Genomic DNA, 18,226 nt, shown 5'->3' with positions numbered 1-18,226 from the left:
GTACAAGCATGGATCATGACCGACGCACCGAGCGGCTCCCCCCAGGGACCGGAATACGACGACCGCCACACGCATGCCGCAGGTGACGTGCACGCGTCGGAACTGCACTCGGGCTACATGGAGCCGCCCTTCGAGGGGTTCCTGCACCGCCTCTCCCGCACTGCCTGGCAGGTCGTCCTGACAACCGGCGTCGCCTCCCTGATCCTTGGGATCGTGATCCTGGCCTGGCCGGGCCCGTCCCTGCTCGTCGCCGGGATCCTCTTCGGCATCTACCTCATTCTCAGCGGCGTGCTCCAACTGGCGGCCGCCTTCGGCACGCACAAGGCGACCTCGCTGCGTGTCCTGGCCTTCATCAGCGGCGCCCTCTCGATCCTGCTGGGCCTGTTCTGCTTCCGGGGCCGGTTGGAGTCGATCCTGCTGCTCGCGTTGTGGATCGGCATCGGCTGGCTGATCCGCGGGATCACCCATACGCTGGCCGTCGTTCACGACTCCACCATGCCCGCGCGCGGCTGGCAGGCCATCCTCGGCATCGTCACCCTCATCGCGGGGATCGTGCTGATCATCTCGCCGTTCACCTCGATCGCCGTGCTCACACTGGTCGCCGGCTGGTGGTTGGTCGTGGTCGGCATCGTCGAGATCGTCACGGCGCTCCGGCTCCACGGCCGTGCGCAGCGGATCCCGCGCACGGCATGAACCCCGTGCCGTGCGCCAACTCCGTGCCGCACAGGTAGCCCGAGAGGGGTTGTCGGGGTCGGCACACCGAACGGTGCGTGCACCGTCGGCAGATGCCCCCTTGTGAGCCCAACCCCGCAGCCCCGACGGCGTCGGATACCCGCTTTGTCGTCCAGGGGCCGAGGGCGGGTGGGCCGGGGACCCGGGTGTCTCTCGGGCGGGCACCCGGGTTCCACTGCTCCGGGCTGGTTCCTCGTTCTCGTACGGGCAGGTGAATCCGCTGGTCGGCCGGGATCCGGTGGGAGCGCGAGCCGTTCGAGGGCGACGGTGATCTCGTGGGTCCAGGGCCAGTGGTGGGCGAGGCGGAGGACACGGTGCCGGCCGGTGGTGACGAGCTGACCGGCCGCGGAGAGCAGGCGGAACCTCGAAGGCGTGGTTCCCAGAGCCGGGCCTGGCCGGTCAGGGCGGGCATGGACGACCGACGCGGGGAGGGCCGCGCGGGAGCGGCTACGGCTTCAGGCCGTGGAACGCTCTCCGGCCGGACAGAAGGTCTCGGAGGTCGTTGCCGTGCTGTGGGTGAGCGAGTGTTCCGCAGAGCGATGGTGCTGGGCATGGTGCGAACACGGGGGTCGGGTTCTGTCGAAGAGCTCCGGGAGCTGACCATGGCTCAGCCGGGCCCGGACGGCGAGGCCTGGGCATGAGTTGGGGGAGCGCTTTCTGGCCCACAGGTGGGTGGAGCAGCGGTGGACGCTCGCGCGGCTCCAGACGTTGATCGGTCGGCTGTTCCATGTCTCCCGCACGGTCGAGGGCGCCTGGCGGCTGCCGAAGGGATCGGCACGGCTGGAGGCGGCAGCAGTCGGCCAGGCGGGCCCGGATGCCCGCCTGAGTCTCGATGAGCGGACGCAGTCGTGTGTGGCTGTTCAGCCCCGGTACGTCCAGTGCACGCACGCAGTTGGACCACACCGAGAGTCCGGCGCCGACTGTGTGAAGGTTGCGGCGCGTTCCAGCACCTGCAGCCGCCATCCTGCCGGATCAGCGCGACGACGGCGGCCGGACCGCCGATCCCCCTCTGGTCGCGTTTGTGCTGAATGCGTTGCAGATTGCCGCGCGGACTTCTCCTCTGTATCTGTGGCAATCGTGGACATGCTGCTTCGACAGGGGAAGGTATACTACATCTGTAGAGTGGGGGTGGTCGCACGAGGAGGAAGCAGTGGCCGAACGTACGACAAGGCGGCAAGAACTGGCCAATGCGGCGATCAGCACGCTGGGCCGGGCGGGGATGCGCGGTCTGACGCACCGCGCGGTCGACGAGGCCGCCGGTGTGCCGACCGGTACGTGCTCGTACTACTTCCGCACCCGGCAGGCGCTCCTGCAGGCGACGGTCGAGCGGTTGGCCGAGGCGGATCTCGCCGACCTGGCCGACCGCCCCGTCATCACCGAACCAGCGGACGTCGCCCAGGTCGCCACGGTCGCTGCCGACCTCGTCGAACGCTGGGTCACCGACGGTCGCGAACGCATGCTTGCTCGCTACGAACTGTCCTTGGAGTCCACGCGGCGGCCCGAGTTGCATACCGTCCTCGTTGCCGCAGGCGAGGCGTACCGGGCTGTAGCACGGGATTGGCTCACCGCCGTGGGCGCATGCGATCCACCGTCACAGGCGCCGATATTCGTGGCCTTCCTGGACGGCCTCGTCTTCGATCATCTGGCAGGCGCGGGTGCGCTTGGTCTGACGTCCGACGAACTTCACAGACGTTTCCTCGATCTGCTCTACGGCTTCACCAGGCCGCTTCATCCATGAGCCACCGGGGAACGACCTGACGGGCCGGTTCCCATGGCTGCGGCTGCGGGGGCGCGAAGGGCGGGGAAGCGTCCCGCGCCGCTGCCTTCGCAGCGATGGAGCAGGGCTCCGCGGACCTTCTCACCGAGCTCGGCTTACCAGAACAAGACGTGACCGCGTTGGCGACGATGGTGGTTGCCGCATATGAAGGCGCGACACTGCTGGCTCGTGTGCGCCGCTCTGTGGCGCCACTGCACACAGTGTCCGCACAGTTGGAGATCCTGATCCTGATCCTGATCCTGATCCGCACCGCACCGCACTCGACGCGGCCGCTGCGGTCTGAGGGCTGTCCCACCAGCCGAAAGACCCTCGCGCCCCGCCGCAACGCACCCCTGACCGAGACCGGCCGTCTGCGTCTGGCCCGCTGCGTGGTCGAGGACGGCTGGACCCTGCGCAGGGCCGCCGAACGCTTCCAGGTCTCGCCCACCACGGCCCAGCGACGGGCCGACCGCTACCAGCAGTTCGGCGAGGCCGGGATGTGCGACCGGCTCTCCCGCCCGTACACGGGCCCGTGCCACACCCCGACCCGCACCGAACGCCGGATCATCAAGGCCCGCGCCCTGCGCCGGTGGGGACCGGCCCGCATCGTCATTGCCGCACCCGTGAGGCCCGTCGCCTGGAAATGCCGCACCACACCGGCTGCAGGGCGGGGAAGCGTTCCTCGGCCTACGGCACTACGACAGTCAGTGATGTGCCGGTCAGTTGGAAACCGAGCTTCTCGTAGACGTGGCGGGCCGGATTCGCATCGCTCACGACGAGTGAGACATCGGCCAGTCCGTCGGCCGCGGCACTGCCGAGCACCCGACGCAGCAGATTGGAGCCAAGGCCCGCGTAGCGGGCTCCGGGCCGGCGGAATACGTCCGCGATCCACGGCAGGCCGTCGCGGTTGGTGACAATCGCCCCAGCGACCACGCGGTCCGTCTCGTCCACCACCAAGGCGCTGCACGGAAGCACCGGTCCGAGAACGGAACCCGCCAGCATCGGTGCCAGGCGCTCGTTGAGCGCTTCTTCGTCGCTGCCGCGGTGGTGGTCGGGGTGGTCGGCAGGAAAAGCAGCTCGCCAGGCCGGGAACACCGCATCGGCATCGAGGTCGCAAGGAACTGCCCGAAGCCCGTTGCCCAGGGCGCGTGATGACCAATCGGCCGGCGGCGGACACGCAACCAAGTCTCTCCGCATCTCGTGGGCATGCCGCATGACGCGGGCACCACGGCGCAGCAACTGCTCGCCGAGCTCCACGGATCCTGAAACAGCCCATCCGGACATGCCGGCGACGATGGATTCCACGGGGTCGGGGCCGACCACTTCGGCCAGGTCCGCCCATGGGTGCCCCTCCCGAACACCCTGCAGATAGGTCAGGACCGGCACGCCTTGCCCGTTGGTCAGGGTTTGGCGCTGCTCGTCGTTCTCAGTCACTTTCCATCCTTGATAGATCACGTGTGCCTCAGCGCGGGCATTCTGCAGTTCCGCACCCGGTGCCACAACAGAGTTTCCGCGGTTCGGGATGGTTCATACGGCGGCTTGATGGTCTCCGGTCGTTGTGCACCGGCCCTCAGTCGCAGGCGGCCGGCGGATGGCCGTGCCCGGGGAGGTTCTGGGTCCGGCGCACTCTGACCACGATCCGATACCAGTGGGCCCACCTTCGGTCCGCGCGCGGGTGGAACCCGGACACACCGGAGGAGGGCTGGCGGTTTCACCGCACTCAGCCTTCCCTTCACGCCTTCCCTTCGCCCCGCCCTCTACAACTGTAGTAACGATGGTACTCTACTTCTGTAGAGGATTGGGTGTGTGAATGGGCAACGACTGTGCCGGAGAACTCGACACGACGGAAACTGCTGGCCGACGCGGCGATCGGGAGGCCCGAACTGCGAGCGGTACCGAAGGCTGCGGCCGGGCAGGTGCGACGGCCGGTCGTCGACCTGCTTGCGGCGACCGGTGTCGCCGAGCCGGAGCAGCGCGCGAAAACACTCGTTGCCTCCATCGACGGTCTGCTCTTCGAGTGTCTGGCCGACCCGGACGGACTCGACCTCGACCCGGCCGAACTCCGTCCCACGCTGCTGAGCCTGTTGCGCACCTTCACCGACTGACCCCCGCACTTCCGCCCACGGGGCGGAATCTGCCGCAAGACGGTTCCAGAACCTGGCAAGAAACCGAAAGAGAAAGCACCTTATGGACCCCGTACTCATCGCCGGAGCAGGCATCGGCGGACTCACTCTCGCGGCCGGACTCGCCGGCCGCGGCATTCCGGCCGTCGTCCTGGAGCAGGCCGAACAGCTCGCCCCTGTCGGGGCCGGCCTGACCGTGCAGCCCAACGCGCTGATCGCGCTGCGCCGTCTAGGCCTGGCCGAGCCTTTCGAAGCCGCCGGCGCGCGGCTTTCCACGGCTGCCGTCTACGACACTCGCGGCCGCGTGTTGCTGCAGCCCAGCCCCGCCCAGGCCAGCGCCTTGCTGGCGGATATCGGTGCCCCCACCCTGGGCCTGCACCGCGCCACCATCCACCAGGCGCTGGTCGGCCAGCTCGGCACCAGCGAGCTGCGGCTCGCCTCGACCGTCACTGCCGTTGACCTCGATCAGGCCACCGTCACCCTCGCCAACGGGCAAGAAGTACGCGGCTCCGTGCTGGTCGGTGCGGACGGCCTGCGCTCCACCGTCCGAACCGCGCTGCTGGGCGCCCAGGCACCCAGCTACAGCGGCTACTACTGCTGGCGCGGCGTCACCGATACCAACCCCCTGCCCAGCGACTGGGTTGGAGAGATGTGGGGAGCGGGCCGCCGCTTCGGCGGATGCGTCATCGACGGTGGCCGCCTGTACTGGTTCCTGTGCGCCAACGGCCCCGCCGACGGCGAGGACAGCGACACCCGTGCCGCGCTCACCCGGGCCACGGCCGAGTTCCCCGACTACGTCCGCCAGGCCGTCAAGGACACCCCCCTCAGCGCCATCCGCCGCGACGACATCCGTGACCGCCCACCGGTCACGCAGTGGGGCCGGGGCCGCACAACCCTGCTCGGCGACGCCGCCCACCCCATGACCCCCAACCTGGGCCAGGGCGCGTGCCAGGCCATCGAGGACGCTCTCGCCCTCACCGACCTGATCACCGAGCACGGCCCCACCCCCGACGCACTGCGCCGCTACGAACGCTTCCGCCAGCCCAGGGCCAACGCTGTCGTCAAGACCGCCCACCGGGTCGGACGCATCGCCCACTGGAGCACCCCCACACGCACCCGGGTACGCAACACCCTCGTCCGCCTGACCCCGGCCTCCGTCCTGGTGCACCAACTGCGCGCCTCCTGGCGGCTGCCCAGGACCACGAGCTGACCCCCAGGCACCCCTCCACCCACGCCGATTCACCGGAAGCGAGCACAAGATGCACGACCTCGACACCGACACCGGCCGTACCCCCCTCTCGGTCCTCGGCCTGGGCCTGATGGGCCAGGCCCTCGCCCGGGCCCTCCTGGGCCAAGGCCATCCGACCACCGTGTGGAACCGCACCCGCGCCAAGGCCGAACCCCTCACCGCGCAGGGCGCGCAGCTCGCCTGGACCGTCCGTGACGCCGTCACGGCCGGCCCGCTCGTGGTCATTTGTGTCTCCGACTACGACAACGTGCGTGACATCCTCGGACCCGTGGGCCGGGACCTGACTGGCCGCACCGTGGTCAACCTGACCTCGGGCACCTCACGAGCGGCCCGTGAGACGGCCCAGTGGGTGGAGCACCAAGGCGCCGCCTACCTCGACGGCGCGATCATGGCTGTACCCCCAGCCATCGGCACCGCGAACGCCACCATCCTCTACAGCGGTCCAACCACCGCATTCAGCCAACACCAACAGGTACTCAGCAGCCTCGGCAGCCCGGTGTACGTCGGCGCAGACCACGGCCTGCCGTCCCTGTTCGACGCGGCCGCCCTGAGCTTGGTGTGGAGCACTCTCAACGGCTTCCTGCACGGCGCTGCCCTGCTCGGCAAGGCAGGAATCCCCGCGACCGCATTCGCCCGACTCGCCAAGACGGGCATCGAAACCGTAGCCGACTGGGTGCCCGGTTACGCGCAGCAGATCGACGACGGCACCTACCCGGCCACCGACTCCACCGTCAACACGAACCTGACCGGAATGAACCACCTCCTCCACGAAAGCCATGCCGCCGACATCAACACCGAACTACCCGAACTCCTCGCGACCCTGGCCGAACGAGCAGTTGCCGACGGACACGGAAACAACAGCTACGCAGCGATCACCGAACAACTCCGCCGGCCCACACCGTAACTGACAGCCACCAGCCGCTCCTGACCGATGGTGACGCGTTGATCGCCTGAGAGCGCCTTCGTTTGCCGGCACCCGCTGACCAGCCGGACGGCGTAGCGGTCGCCGCGACGCACTTCCTGCGGATCACCACCGGGACCGCACCAATGGTCGTGACCGGAAGGTCTTGGTTCTGATTCTCGCTCGCGGGGCCGCCGCGCCGACGGCAACGAATGGCTGTGACGACGTGTACTGCGACCCGACTCAGTCGCCAAGAAGCGGAAGGAGCAGGCCGACGCCAGCGGTGACGGCGTTGCGTGACGTCTCGACCCGGACCGGGTACACCAATGGCCGGTGGCATGGGGACGGTTCCAGGCCGAGTACCCCTGGGTGCGGGGGAGCGCGGAGGAGTGGTTGTCCCGATTGTCCGGGGCGCTCACTTCCATTTTCGCGTCGGCGGTCCCCACCAAGGCCGACATCGAGGTTGGCGACTCCGTGACCATCAGCAGTGGCCCCTTCGCGACTTTCCGGGCGACCGTCAACGAGGTCCGTCCCCACTCGAAAAGAGTCAAGGCTCTGGTCCAATTCTTCGGCCGGGAGACCCCGGTCGACCTCTCCTTCGACCAAGTGCAGAAGAACTGAAGAGCAGGTGGGTGAGCGGGGCCGAGTATGCCGCGCGGGAGCCGCTGAGGCGTCGGCCGCCGGGGCACGGCACCGCGGCGCGAAGCCGTGAGCAGCTGCGCCCGCGCAACCGTCTTGGTCTCGGACGCGTCGAGGCCGGCGTCTTCGAGAAGTGAGGCCAGGTCGGTTGGGGTGGAGGCCGGGCCCACCCACCAGGAGCCCGATATCGACTCCCCTGACGGACAACCGGATCAGACGGTGCCGACCGGCTGTTCCAGTTGCTGACCGCCCCGACGCCGCAGGCGGTTCAAGGACTTCGCCGAGGGCTATTACGAGACGACAGTGAACATCGGCGCAGTGCACCGTGTGTACGGCCGTCGCCCGCTCAACCGGCAGACGGTTCGCGCTCTGAACGGCACCGTGCTCCTGAGGGCCATCGCGGGTGCGGCCATCGAGATCGGCTGTTCCATCGATGCTGATCGGTCGGGCTGACACAGGTGAAGCAGGGTACGGGTGCGCCAGGTCAGGAGGGCATGCAGCGCGTCGAAGTCGTACTGCCGGAGAGGCGCGGTACGAGCACGAACGTCGTGGAGGACCCCCTCGACCAAGTCGCTACGAGGGCGCCGACGTGGCCGCGCAGGCAGTTGTCGAAGCCGAAAGCGCCGGACAGGCCGGGCTCCCTGATCGATGAGTCGTGGTAATGAGTGGATGAGATCATCGATCTTGTTCGGCCCCACAAGGGGGTGGTGATCTGGCCATATGCAAAATACGGAAGCTCTCACACCCCCCACAGCGGACGGCGGCGCAACTCGCTGGTCACCGGTCATCGCCGTGGCGCTCAGCACTTTCACGGTGGTCTCCTCCGAAATGATGCCGGTGGGCCTGCTGACGCCCATGTCGGAGGCGCTTTCCGTCTCCGCCGGTGTCACTGGACTGTCCCTGACGATCACCGGGGTCATCGCTGCGGCCGTGTCCCCCTTCGTTCCGGCGCTCATCGGGCTCCGCGATCGCAAGGGAGTGCTCGCCGTCTTCATGGTTCTGCTGTCACTGGCGAATGCACTGACCGCGATCGCGCCCAATTTCCCGGTCCTGGCTTTGAGCCGAATCCTTCTCGGCATTGCGATGGGCGTCGTGTGGGGACTCGCCGCAGGACTGGGCCCGCGACTCGTCGGCGGACCACGAGTCGCGCTTGCCACCACGCTGATCTTCTCGGGGGTCTCCATCGCCTCGGTTCTCGGCGTGCCGCTGGGGACCCTCCTTGCGGCGCTTCTCGGCTGGCGTGCCACGTTCTGGGCACTCGCGCTCATCGGTGTGGTGGCCGCCGGCGTCCTGGTCCTCACGCTTCCGGCCCTCCCGGTTCACCAGCGGATCCGCCTCGACGGAACCGTCGACGCGCTGAGAAACCGCGCTGTCGCGGCCGGGTTGGCCATCACGGGGCTGATCGTGCTCGGCCACTTCACCGGCTACACGTACGTGCGCCCGGTCCTTGAGGTGGACGCGGGCATGAGCGCCGGCCTGATCGCGAGTTGCCTGCTGGTGTACGGCCTGGCCGGTGTCGCCGGCAACTTCACCCTCGGCCCCCTGGCCGGCCGGTACACGAAGGAGGCTGTGATCACCGCCGTGGCGGGCGTCACACTGGCCGCAGCACTGTTGCCGTTCGCCGCCGCGAGCACTGTCACTGTACTGATCGTGCTCGTCGTCTGGGGCGCCTCGTACGGCGGGGTCTCGGTCTCGACGCAGACCTGGGTCCGCACGGCCGACCCCGCGCGTACCGAGGCATCGGCCGCGCTGTGGGCCGGCGTATTCAACGCGAGCATCGCTCTCGGCGCGTTCGCGGGCGGACTCGTCATCGACCGTGCGGGAAGCCGGGCCGTCCTCCTCTCGGCGGCGCTGATCACGGCGGCCGGACTGATCATCGCCGCCGTCTCGCGGCCTCGACCAAAGGCTCCACACGCGCGGTTGCCGGAGATGGATGCCGCCGATCATTGAGCGGTCCGTCCGCTGCCCCGGGCCGACAGCCCTTGGTCCGGCGGGTGGATCTGCTCCGCTCACAGCCGGGACAGTGACGGCGTCTCAGCCCACGTTCTGCGACAAGAGCTCCACGAATCTGTCGGCGAGGCCGTGCTGCTTCCGTTCGCCCTGCAGGACGAGCAGTGTGGTCGGCTCCAGGTCGGGAGCCGGCAGGTAGCGTATGTCCGGCCGCGGGACGTACCTGGTGCTCGCTTCGCACAGCAGCAGACCGAGGCGGGTGCTGGCCACGGTCGAGAGCCCCTCCTGAATCGTGGCAGCGGTCGCGGAGTAGGTCAGCTCGATCCCGTCACGTGTCCGCCTCGGCGCATTCGCCTGGCGCCAGTAGTCGGGGACGGGGCCGCGTGGCTCGATCAGTGTCAGTTCCGACAGCTCGCCGGCGGAGACACTCGACGCACCGGCCAGGCGGTGCGCCGTGGAGACGGCGAGATACATCGGTTGCCGCGAGAACTCCAGCATGGGCTGCAGGCCTTTCTCGCGGCAGGGCGAGAGCACGATGGCCACGTCGATCTCCGCCCGGCTCAGGTCGGAGAACGGATCCCCCCAGGAAAGTTCGACGAGCTGGGCGGAGCCCTCGGGAAGGCACGCGATCGCCTTGGCAACCGGCTCGTACACGGCGCACTGGAATCCCACGCGCATGGGCCGGTCCGTCGCCGCGGCCCGGGCGGCGTCGAAGCCCTCGCGAAGCCGGCGGAAGGCGGGCACCACCTGTTCGGCCAGTGCTCGCCCCAGATCGGTCAGCTCGACCCGGCGGCTGGTTCGAACGAACACCGGCGCACCCAATCGGTTCTCCAGGCGCTTGATCAGCTGGGAGACGCGTCCCTGGGTGACACCCAGGATTTCGGCCGTGCGGCCGAAATGGAGTTGGTGAACCAGCACGGAGAAACACTCAAGTTCCTGGAGCGGAAGATCCGGGATTACGGGCCATGGCGGTGTGCGATCCACCTGTGCATTCTATGCCGGTGCCGCGCGGCGCCCGGTCCGGCCAGTGGTGATCGTCCCCCCCACGAGGTGTCGAGGTGAGATCATTCCGGCCCGTCGGCCAGTGCCCCGCCAACGCACAAAGCAGCCCGCCCTCTGTAGGGGAGCGTGCCGTGGTGACCTTGTCCATGGCGAGGGCGAGCGTGTCGTAGGCGCGGCCGGCGACAGCCTCCTGGTCGCGGGAAGTCCGGCCCCAGCCGGCCAGGGTGGGCGACCTGGTCCAGCTGGTCGAAGCAGGTGACGAGCTGGGCGCCGGTGAGCGTGATCCGGACCAGGCCGTGCTGTTCCCGCGCTCACCGTCGACAGGAGGGCGTGACCTTTTTCAGCCCGTCCGGGCGGGTGCTCTCCCGGATGTCCTCGTTGCAGACGATGGACAGGGAGCCGATACCGGCATCCTCTCATCCGCGAGCTCGGCGGAACAGCGGCACCGATCCACATACGAACCCGGACGCCGCGCGGCAGTGATCAGCCCTCCGGAAAGAACCGCGCAATGGCCGGTCGTAGCCGGGTGTTTTCGAAGTCGTCGATGGGCAGGGCGAGTTGCTCCAAAAGCAGACCATTGATGACGGTCAGCAGATCCGCAGCGTCGGCCTCGGGGTCTGCGGATCCGGCCCCGCGCAGTTCGCCGGCGAAGGCCGCTCGCTGGGTGACTCCCCATTCGTTGAGGCTGTCCTGCAGCTGGCGGCGGCGAGCGACTTCCAGGAAGAACTCGTACCGGGCGATGCCGGCGTCCCGGTCATGGGCCAGGGATCCGGTCACGTACTGCACGATGCGGGTGATCCGCTGCGGGATGTCGACGTCGGGCAACTGGTGGAACAGTACGCGCACCTCCTCGATCTGCCGGGTGGCCAATCGCCGCAGGGCCTCGTCGAGCAATTGGTCGAGGGTGCCGAAGTAGTAGCGGGCGATGCCGTGGGTGGTGCCGGCTCGAGGCCGAATGGGTCGAGAGCCGAACGGACCCACTGTTCGAAAAGGGCCAGTTCACCATCGGTCTGAACGTGGTCGACGGCGCCGCGCACGGCAGCCGCAACGTCGCGTTCATCCCCGACAGGACGACCCTCGAATACGCGATCTTCTACCCGCCCGCGACGGGCGTGTCCGAGGCCGACATCGCGGGCGGGATGCGAGACCGCCCGGTCGAGCTCGTGCGATGCGAGACCGTCGACCTGATGGTTCCGGCCGATGCCGAGATCGTGGTCGAGGGCACGGTCTCCCCGGGTGACGTGCTGCCCGAGGGGCCGTTCGCCGAATATCCCGGATATCTCGTCTCCGACCCGGCCCCGGCCCCGGTCGTCCGCGTCACAGCCATCACCTATCGTGACCATGCCATTCTGCCCACGTGCAGCATGGGCATCCCGATGGACATGGTATTTCCGCACATCCAGATGGCGGCGAACTTCAAACGCGTCCTCCTGCAGGCCAGGCTCCCCGTCGCCAAGGTCGGCGTGCCCGTAGCGAGCAACGGCATGGCCGTGGTGGTGTCCACCGACACTCCCATCGCCGGACTGCCACAGCGCATCGCCGCCGCCATCTGGTCCGACGCGACGGGTAGCAAACTCACGCCCTATGTCATCGTCGTGAACACCGACGTGGATCCGATGGACACCGACGCCGTCATGCACGCCATCGTCGCCAAGTGCCACCCGGCTCGCGACATCCACGTCTACCCAGGCTTCTACAACGCGCCTCTCCAACCGTATCTGCCGTCCGGGCCGCACAAGGCCCTGGGCGTCGGCGGCGCCAACGTGCTGCTCGACCGCACATGGCCCGTGGATCTCGCGCCGCAGGACATTCCACTGCGCAGCGACTTCACAACCAGTTGCCCGGACGACCTCAAGCGGCGGGTCGAGCAACTCGTCGCCGGATGGAACCTGCCCTCGATCACCGCAACGGGAAGTGGAAAGAGAGAACGGGCATGAGTTCCCTGAGTCGACCTCTATGCCGCCGACGGCGTTTCTTCGGGCTTGTTGACCGTGCTGTTGGTCTGGTGGATCACGTGGCGCAGCAGACATCGTCGCACCAGCAGGCACACATCACGCGAAGCCAGGCGGAGGCGAGGACGCGCATCGCGTGGGGATGTCGCCTCTGGCGGACCCGGGCAGGGTTGTAGACCTTGGCGGCCCAACGACCACAGGGCGAGCCAGGCGGCGTTGGCATGGAAGCGCCCGGAGGGCAGGTGCGCCAGGGCGGAGGCTCCGCTGTCCGCGATGACCTGCCCGATCTCCGCCAGATCGCCCCCTCGACCTGCCGCCGCAGCCGCTCGGGGAACGGGCCGTACCGGCCGATCGGCGGGTACGGGCCCGATGAACTCCCGCTCTGCACGGGTCAGTTGCGCTCGCGTCACCCAAGACGATCCACCGGATCAGGCTCCGCCACGAAGCCGAATCCCGCAGATTGATCACAACCCGATACACACCCTGGTCGAGTAGTTGCCTTCACAATGAGGCCAACGCTCTTTGTGGCTGGCGCATACATAGGTGTAACAGGGCGGGGTCCCTACTGTATCCGGCCATGACAAGTGAGTTTCCATCCCATTCCCGCTGGGCGGCGGTGGAAGGCAGGGATCCGACATCCCGTTCCGCCCTGGTCACGGATGGTGGCGGCGGTATCGGCAAGGCGTGCGCCGCGGCGCCGGCGGCGGCCGTCGCCGACATGCACGTTGTGGACCGGGACGCCGAGCCGGCCACAGCGGTCGCGGCCGGGATCGGCGGCGGAGCGCCCGTGGCCGATCGGGCCGACCAGGCTGCCATCGACGGCCTGCCGGCCGGTATCGGCATCTCCGTCAACAACGCCGGACCCCGGCACATCGCACAGCTGATCGAGTTCCCGTCCGAGCGGTTCGCCCTCGTCCAGCAGGTGACGATCAACGCCCCGTTCCTGCTCCTGCGTCACAGCCTGCCGCACATGTATGCCCAGGGACGGGGGGCGGATCGTCGACGTCTCCAGCGTGCATGGGCTGCGGGCCGGCGCGTACAAAGCCGCCTGCGTCGCTGCCAAGCACGCCCTGGAAAGGCTGAGCAAGGGCGCCGCGATCGAGGGAGCCGCGCACGGCGGGACCAACAACTGCCTCCACCCCGGCCATGTCCGCACCGTTGATCGAGAACCAGATCCACGACCAGGCCGCCGCACATGGCATCAGCACCGGGGACGTCCTGAGCGACGTACTGCTGACCCGCTCTCCCATCAAGCGCCTTCTGAAAACGGACGAAGCCGCAGTGGCCGCAATGTGGTTGTGCTCGGACCGCGCGAGTTGCACCACCGCTGCCTCGCTGCTCCTGGACGGCGGTTGGGGAGCCGACTGCCCCCGTCCCGCACTTCACTTCCAGTTCCCGTACGCACACGAGAAGCCGGTGACTGACCCCATGACCGAGACCACTCCAGCCCCGTCCGGCGTGCTCCGTTCCAGCGGCATCGCCCGGATCGTCAGTGCGAGTCTGATCGGCACCACCATCGAATGGTACGACTTCTTCCTCTACGGCTCCGCTGCCGCACTGGTGTTCAACGCCTTGTTCTTCCCGTCCAGCGACCCGCTGGTGGGAACCCTGATCGCCTTCATCACGTATGCGATCGGATTCGCCGCCAGGCCGCTCGGCGGCGTGGTCTTCGGACACTTCGGCGACAAGATAGGCCGCAAGAAGCTGCTCGTGGTCAGCCTGCTGATGATGGGCGGTGCCACCTGCGCCATGGGGCTGCTGCCCACATACGACACCGTCGGCATCGGTGCCCCGATCCTTCTCACCGTGTTACGACTGATCCAGGGCTTCGCGCTGGGTGGCGAGTGGGGCGGTGCCGTGCTCATCGTCTCCGAGCACGGTGGTGACAAGCACCGCGGCTTCTGGGCTTCCTGGCCGCAGGCCGGCGCACCGGGCGGCAACCTGCTTGCCACGGGTGTCCTCGCGCTGTTGGCCGCCGTGCAGTCCGAGGAGGCGTTCCAGTCCTGGGGCTGGCGCATTCCCTTCCTGCTCTCCGGTGTCCTGGTCGTGATCGGGCTGTGGATCCGCGTCTCGGTGTCCGAGTCTCCGGTCTTCCTCGCCGCGCAGGCCAAGGCCGAAGCGGAGATCGCACCAGGGGCCGAGGAGAAGCCGCCGGTCGTCGAGGTGTTCCGGCACAGTTGGCGTGAGGTGCTCGGTGCCATCGGCACCCGGTTCGGCGAGAACATCTCCTACTACATCCTCACCTCCTTCATCCTGGTCTACGTCACCACTCACCTGGGCCTGCCCAAGAGCACCGCCCTGAACGCCGTGCTGATCGGCTCGGCGGTCCACTTCATCACCATCCCGTTGTGGGGCGCGCTCTCCGACCGGCTGGGCCGCAAGCCCGTCACCCTGATCGGCTCGATCGGCATGGCCCTGTGGGCCTTCGCATTCTTCGCCCTGGTCGACTCGGAGTCGTTCACTGTGATCACCTTGGCGGTCACCGTCGGACTCCTGCTGCACGGCGCCATGTACGGGCCCCAAGCCGCCTTCATCTCCGAGATGTTCGACACCAAGGTCCGCTACTCGGGCGCCTCCATGGGATCGCAGCTCGCCTCGATCGTCGCGGGTGCCCTCGCCCCGATCATCGCCGTCGGACTGCTGAAGGACTACGACTCCGGGACGCCGATCGCCCTGTACCTCTGCGCCGCCGCGGTGATCACCACGATCACCGTCGCTGTGATCAAGGAGACCCGCGGCCGTGGCCTGACCCGCTCCACCACGCCCCGGACGTACAGCGGGCACGAAGCACCGGTCGCAGACGTCGACCGGCGCTGATCGAGGCACGTGCACAACCCGTGCGGGTGGTACTTCGCGCCACGCGCGATGTGGTGCTCCGTGCCTCAGGGCGCAGATCCGCGCGAGATGCCTCATTCTCGTGGGGCTGTGGTCCCGCGCCTCCGGACCGGTCCTCGCCACTCCGGTCCAGCGGAAGGCGACGGATGTCATCGACAGCTTTGTGGTTCCGGACGCGGTGGGGGCGTGTCCCGTTTGGAGGCCGGCCACCACGGGCTTCAGGGCGAGCGTGTGCCGCATCCGGATACGGTCAAGGCCGGGTCTCCCCATGTGGATTGGGAGGCCCGGTCCGGAACCAACAGCTATCCGTACGCCAGCTCGTAATGGTCTAGACCACGATGTCGAAGGAGGGTCGGCCCGAGCCGTCGAGGGACTCGAACGCGGTCCAGGCTTCGGCGAGTCGGTGGACGGCGATCCGCAGGTCGGCGGGTTCGGCCACGAAGGACAGTCGGAGGTGGTCGGCGAAACTGCGGTCGGGCGAGGTTCTGGAGCCTGGGAGTACCTGCACTCCGTGTGTGAGCGCGAGTTGAGCAAAGGACTCTCCGTCGCCGTACGGGAGCCGGACCCACAGGAAGGGGCCGCCTGACGGGCGGGTCCACGACCATGTCGGCAACCGTGACCGCAGGAGGTCGCTCATCAGGTCCAGGCGTGCGGTCAGTTGCCCTCGCCGTGCCGTGGCCATGTCCCCGGACACCGGCAGGAGACGGGCGGCGAGCTGCTGGCCGACGTGTGAGGACCCGAGGTCTGCCACGACTTTCAGGCGGGCGAGCCTGGTCATCAGCGTTCTGGGTGCCCGCAGCCAGCCGATCCGCAGGCCGGGCCAGAACAGCTTGCTCAAGGATCCGACGACGACACCGGAGGCGGCGGGCGGCAGGGGATGCCAGCGTCCTTCGAAGACCAGGTCGGCGAGCGTCGTGTCGTCGACGACCGGGACACCGGCGTGCTCGGCGAGCCGGGCGATCTCGGTGCGCCGTTGGGTGCTCATGACCGTGCCGGTGGGGTTCTGGCAGGTCGTCATCACATAGAGCAGTGAGACGGAGGACCGGGCGAGTGTCTCGCGCAGCGGACGTACTTTGATGCCCTCGGAGTCGGTGGGCAGCGCCAGAAGCGTCGCCCCTGCGGCGCGGGCGGCGTCGAGGGCGCCGGCGTAGGTGGGGTTCTCGGTGGCGATGACGCCGCCGTCGCGGCCGAACAGCGTGAAGAGCAGACTGATCGCCTGTTGCGCTCCGCTGGTGACGAGCACTTCGTTGGCCGTGGTCGGCAGTCCGAGCGCGGTGTAGCGGGCGGCGATCCGAGCCCGCAGAGAAGGAAGGCCGAGCGGCTGGTAACCGAGATCGGTGGCCGACTCGCACAGGTCGATGGGGTCCGGTGTCAGGTGGGGTACCGCTTCAGGGCCGACGACGAGCGATCCGGACAGGTCCACGACACCGACTGCCAACTCGCCCGTCAGTTTGACCGACGGCATGGTCGCGGCGGGCACCGCCGGACCGATCCGGTGGCCGGAGGCGACGACCCGGGTGCCGCTGCCGCGCACGCTTTCCAGCAGGCCCTCTTCGCGCAGCAGCCGGTAGGCGCCGATCACGGTGGTCCGGCTCACACCCAGCCTCCGAGCGAGGGCGCGCTCGGAGGGCAGCTTGGAGCCGGCACCGACCTCGCCCCGGCGCACGGCGTCACGAAGGCCCTCGGCCAACCGCTGGTAGAGCGGTCCAGATGAGCCACTCATAAGACCAGTGGGCAAGATTGAGGCATCCATGCGGTCCAATGCTGCCCTGATTGGATATCGAAAGCAATGCCAATGGATCTGCATGCTCGAACCATGGACTCTTTCCAGACCTTTGAGACACTCCTCGCCCATGCCGATGTCGATCCGGACGAACTGGGCGTCGCGCCCCCGATCCATCAGGCGGTGAACTATTCGGCCCCCACGGCAGAGGACTTCCAAGCACTCAATGAGCAGTCCCAGCCTCAGCGCTACTACCGGCGATACGGCAACCCGACGCAGGCCCGGCTGGAGCGTGTAGTCGCGGCCGTGGAGGGCGCCGAGGCTGCCCTGGCCACCGCGTCCGGCATGGGAGCGATCACGACGAGCCTGTTCGCCCTGCTGTCCCAGGGCGAACATGTCGTCGCCCAGCGCAGCATGTACGGCGGCACACTGAGTCTGCTGCGGGATGTCGCGCCCCGTTTCGGTGTCCAGGTGACCTTCGTGGACCAGACCGACACCGATGCCTTCGCCCGGGCGCTCACGCCGGACACCAAGCTGATCATGCTGGAGACCCCCAGCAACCCGCTGCTCCAGCTGACCGATGTGAAAGCGGTCGCCGCGCTCGCCCGCGCCCGGGGCATCCTCACCTTCGCCGACAACACCGTTGCGACCCCCTTCAACCAAAGGCCACTGGAGCAGGGTGTGGACCTCGTGATGCACAGCGTCACCAAGGCCATGTCCGGGCATGCGGACGTGCAAGCCGGGATCGTGCTCGGCAGCAGCGAGCTGATCGAACGGCTCTGGAGGGCTCACACCATCGTGGGTTCGGTCGTCAGCCCGTTCGATGCGTGGCTCGCGCTGCGTGGCCTGCGGACCCTGGCGTTGCGGGCGGAGCGGCAGAACCAGTGCGCGCAGGCCGTGGCCGAGTACCTGGTCGGTCACCCCGCGGTACGAGCGGTGAACTACCCTGGGCTCCCCGGCCACCCCCAGCATGATCTCGCGATGCGGCAGATGCGGGGCTTCGGCGGACTGCTGAGCTTCGAGCTTCGTGGGGGCCAGTCGGCGGCCGAGCAACTCATCTCGACGCTGCGCCTTCCCGTGCGTTCCCCCAGCCTGGGCGGCACCCGCTCGACGCTGGTGCGGCCCGCCGCGATGTGGTCGAACGAGTTGACCGAGGAACAACTTGCCGAGGCCGGAGTCCCCGGTGGTTTGATCCGCTTCGCCGTCGGCCTTGAGCACGAAGCGGACTTGATCGCCGATCTCAGTCAGGGGTTCGCCGCACTGGCCTCGGAGCATGCCGAATGATGGCGGAACCGCGGCCGATGCGCTCTTTGTAGCCCGGCTGCTGTGCTATCGCGAGGGTGTCCGGGTCGTTCGTCACACAA

13 protein-coding genes and 5 pseudogenes are annotated in these 18,226 nt (G+C 68.3%); 13 read left to right on the top strand and 5 right to left on the bottom strand.

Going from position 1 to position 18,226, the window contains the following annotated elements:
* Positions 1–15 precede the first annotated feature (15 nt).
* A complete protein-coding gene (locus AB0E67_RS10610) occupies positions 16–693 on the top strand; it encodes an HdeD family acid-resistance protein (protein WP_362023775.1) in 678 nt (225 codons plus the stop codon).
* 266 nt (positions 694–959) lie between these two features.
* Here the strand turns inward: AB0E67_RS10610 and AB0E67_RS10605 are convergent.
* Positions 960–1,144: pseudogene (locus tag AB0E67_RS10605) on the bottom strand (IS1380 family transposase); the annotation flags it as partial.
* A 738-nt stretch (positions 1,145–1,882) separates the two neighbouring features.
* Between AB0E67_RS10605 and AB0E67_RS10600 the strand changes: the two are divergent.
* The gene (locus AB0E67_RS10600) at positions 1,883–2,470 is read left to right on the top strand and encodes a TetR family transcriptional regulator (protein ID WP_362023772.1); all 588 of its coding nucleotides are present in this window, start codon (positions 1,883–1,885) and stop codon (positions 2,468–2,470) included.
* A 371-nt stretch (positions 2,471–2,841) separates the two neighbouring features.
* Positions 2,842–3,096 (top strand): annotated as a pseudogene (locus AB0E67_RS10595) (leucine zipper domain-containing protein); the annotation flags it as partial.
* Between the two features lie 79 nt (positions 3,097–3,175).
* Here the strand turns inward: AB0E67_RS10595 and AB0E67_RS10590 are convergent.
* Positions 3,176–3,922 (bottom strand): GNAT family N-acetyltransferase, encoded by a 747-nt coding sequence (locus tag AB0E67_RS10590; RefSeq protein WP_362023769.1) that lies wholly within the window; start codon positions 3,920–3,922, stop codon positions 3,176–3,178.
* 368 nt (positions 3,923–4,290) lie between these two features.
* Between AB0E67_RS10590 and AB0E67_RS10585 the strand changes: the two genes are divergently transcribed.
* The 5 genes and pseudogenes from AB0E67_RS10585 to AB0E67_RS10565 all read left to right on the top strand — a co-directional run bounded on the left by AB0E67_RS10585 (position 4,291) and on the right by AB0E67_RS10565 (position 9,350).
* Positions 4,291–4,593: a TetR family transcriptional regulator C-terminal domain-containing protein gene (locus AB0E67_RS10585; protein WP_362023767.1), complete on the top strand. Its 303-nt coding sequence runs from the start codon at positions 4,291–4,293 to the stop codon at positions 4,591–4,593.
* An 82-nt stretch (positions 4,594–4,675) separates the two neighbouring features.
* The gene (locus tag AB0E67_RS10580; RefSeq protein WP_362023765.1) at positions 4,676–5,821 is read left to right on the top strand and encodes an FAD-dependent monooxygenase; all 1,146 of its coding nucleotides are present in this window, start codon (positions 4,676–4,678) and stop codon (positions 5,819–5,821) included.
* A 49-nt stretch (positions 5,822–5,870) separates the two neighbouring features.
* Complete coding sequence (locus tag AB0E67_RS10575) at positions 5,871–6,764, top strand: NAD(P)-binding domain-containing protein (protein WP_362023763.1); 894 nt, start codon at positions 5,871–5,873, stop codon at positions 6,762–6,764.
* Positions 6,765–7,214: 450 nt separating this feature from the next.
* Positions 7,215–7,382: pseudogene (locus tag AB0E67_RS10570) on the top strand (transcription termination/antitermination protein NusG); the annotation flags it as partial.
* Positions 7,383–8,192: 810 nt separating this feature from the next.
* Positions 8,193–9,350 (top strand): MFS transporter, encoded by a 1,158-nt coding sequence (locus AB0E67_RS10565; RefSeq protein ID WP_362023760.1) that lies wholly within the window; start codon positions 8,193–8,195, stop codon positions 9,348–9,350.
* An 84-nt stretch (positions 9,351–9,434) separates the two neighbouring features.
* Here the strand turns inward: AB0E67_RS10565 and AB0E67_RS10560 are convergent, their stop codons facing one another.
* Positions 9,435–10,334, bottom strand: a complete 900-nt coding sequence (locus AB0E67_RS10560; RefSeq protein WP_362023757.1) for a LysR family transcriptional regulator — start codon at positions 10,332–10,334, stop codon at positions 9,435–9,437.
* Between the two features lie 501 nt (positions 10,335–10,835).
* On the bottom strand, positions 10,836–11,246 hold the full coding sequence (locus AB0E67_RS10555) for a hypothetical protein (RefSeq protein ID WP_362023755.1): 411 nt from the start codon (positions 11,244–11,246) through the stop codon (positions 10,836–10,838).
* A gap of 122 nt (positions 11,247–11,368) precedes the next feature.
* Between AB0E67_RS10555 and AB0E67_RS10550 the strand changes: the two genes are divergently transcribed.
* From AB0E67_RS10550 to AB0E67_RS10535, 4 genes and pseudogenes are all read left to right on the top strand, one after another.
* A complete protein-coding gene (locus AB0E67_RS10550; RefSeq protein ID WP_362023753.1) occupies positions 11,369–12,289 on the top strand; it encodes a UbiD family decarboxylase in 921 nt (306 codons plus the stop codon).
* A 592-nt stretch (positions 12,290–12,881) separates the two neighbouring features.
* Positions 12,882–13,235: pseudogene (locus AB0E67_RS10545) on the top strand (3-hydroxybutyrate dehydrogenase); the annotation flags it as partial.
* Positions 13,236–13,278: 43 nt separating this feature from the next.
* A pseudogene (locus tag AB0E67_RS10540) lies at positions 13,279–13,473 on the top strand (SDR family NAD(P)-dependent oxidoreductase); the annotation flags it as partial.
* Positions 13,451–15,121, top strand: coding sequence for an MFS transporter (locus AB0E67_RS10535; protein ID WP_362023750.1), 1,671 nt, complete (start codon positions 13,451–13,453; stop codon positions 15,119–15,121). The pseudogene AB0E67_RS10540 and the gene AB0E67_RS10535, both read left to right, overlap by 23 nt.
* Before the next feature lie 346 nt (positions 15,122–15,467).
* On the opposite strand, the gene AB0E67_RS10530 is transcribed toward AB0E67_RS10535, so the two are convergent.
* On the bottom strand, positions 15,468–16,862 hold the full coding sequence (locus AB0E67_RS10530) for a PLP-dependent aminotransferase family protein (protein WP_362023748.1): 1,395 nt from the start codon (positions 16,860–16,862) through the stop codon (positions 15,468–15,470).
* 93 nt (positions 16,863–16,955) lie between these two features.
* Here AB0E67_RS10530 and AB0E67_RS10525 point away from each other — a divergent pair, with 93 nt between their 5' ends.
* Positions 16,956–18,146: an aminotransferase class I/II-fold pyridoxal phosphate-dependent enzyme gene (locus AB0E67_RS10525; RefSeq protein ID WP_362023745.1), complete on the top strand. Its 1,191-nt coding sequence runs from the start codon at positions 16,956–16,958 to the stop codon at positions 18,144–18,146.
* The last annotated feature ends 80 nt before the right edge of the window (positions 18,147–18,226 follow it).

It is taken from the genome of Streptomyces sp. NPDC032161, from assembly GCF_040636995.1.
GTDB lineage: Bacteria > Actinomycetota > Actinomycetes > Streptomycetales > Streptomycetaceae > Streptomyces.
Note: the sequence above shows the minus strand (reverse complement) of the source record. Positions and strands in the feature narration are given on the sequence as shown.

Bases quoted from the DNA above. Each gene is read 5' to 3' on its own strand.
- AB0E67_RS10580 (WP_362023765.1), top strand. From the start codon at position 4,676: ATGGACCCCGTACTCATCGCCGGAGCAGGCATCGGCGGACTCACTCTC.
- AB0E67_RS10525 (WP_362023745.1), top strand. From the start codon at position 16,956: ATGGACTCTTTCCAGACCTTTGAGACACTCCTCGCCCATGCCGATGTC.
- AB0E67_RS10530 (WP_362023748.1), bottom strand. From the start codon at position 16,862: ATGAGTGGCTCATCTGGACCGCTCTACCAGCGGTTGGCCGAGGGCCTT.
- AB0E67_RS10575 (WP_362023763.1), top strand. From the start codon at position 5,871: ATGCACGACCTCGACACCGACACCGGCCGTACCCCCCTCTCGGTCCTC.
- AB0E67_RS10610 (WP_362023775.1), top strand. From the start codon at position 16: ATGACCGACGCACCGAGCGGCTCCCCCCAGGGACCGGAATACGACGAC.
- AB0E67_RS10535 (WP_362023750.1), top strand. From the start codon at position 13,451: ATGTCCGCACCGTTGATCGAGAACCAGATCCACGACCAGGCCGCCGCA.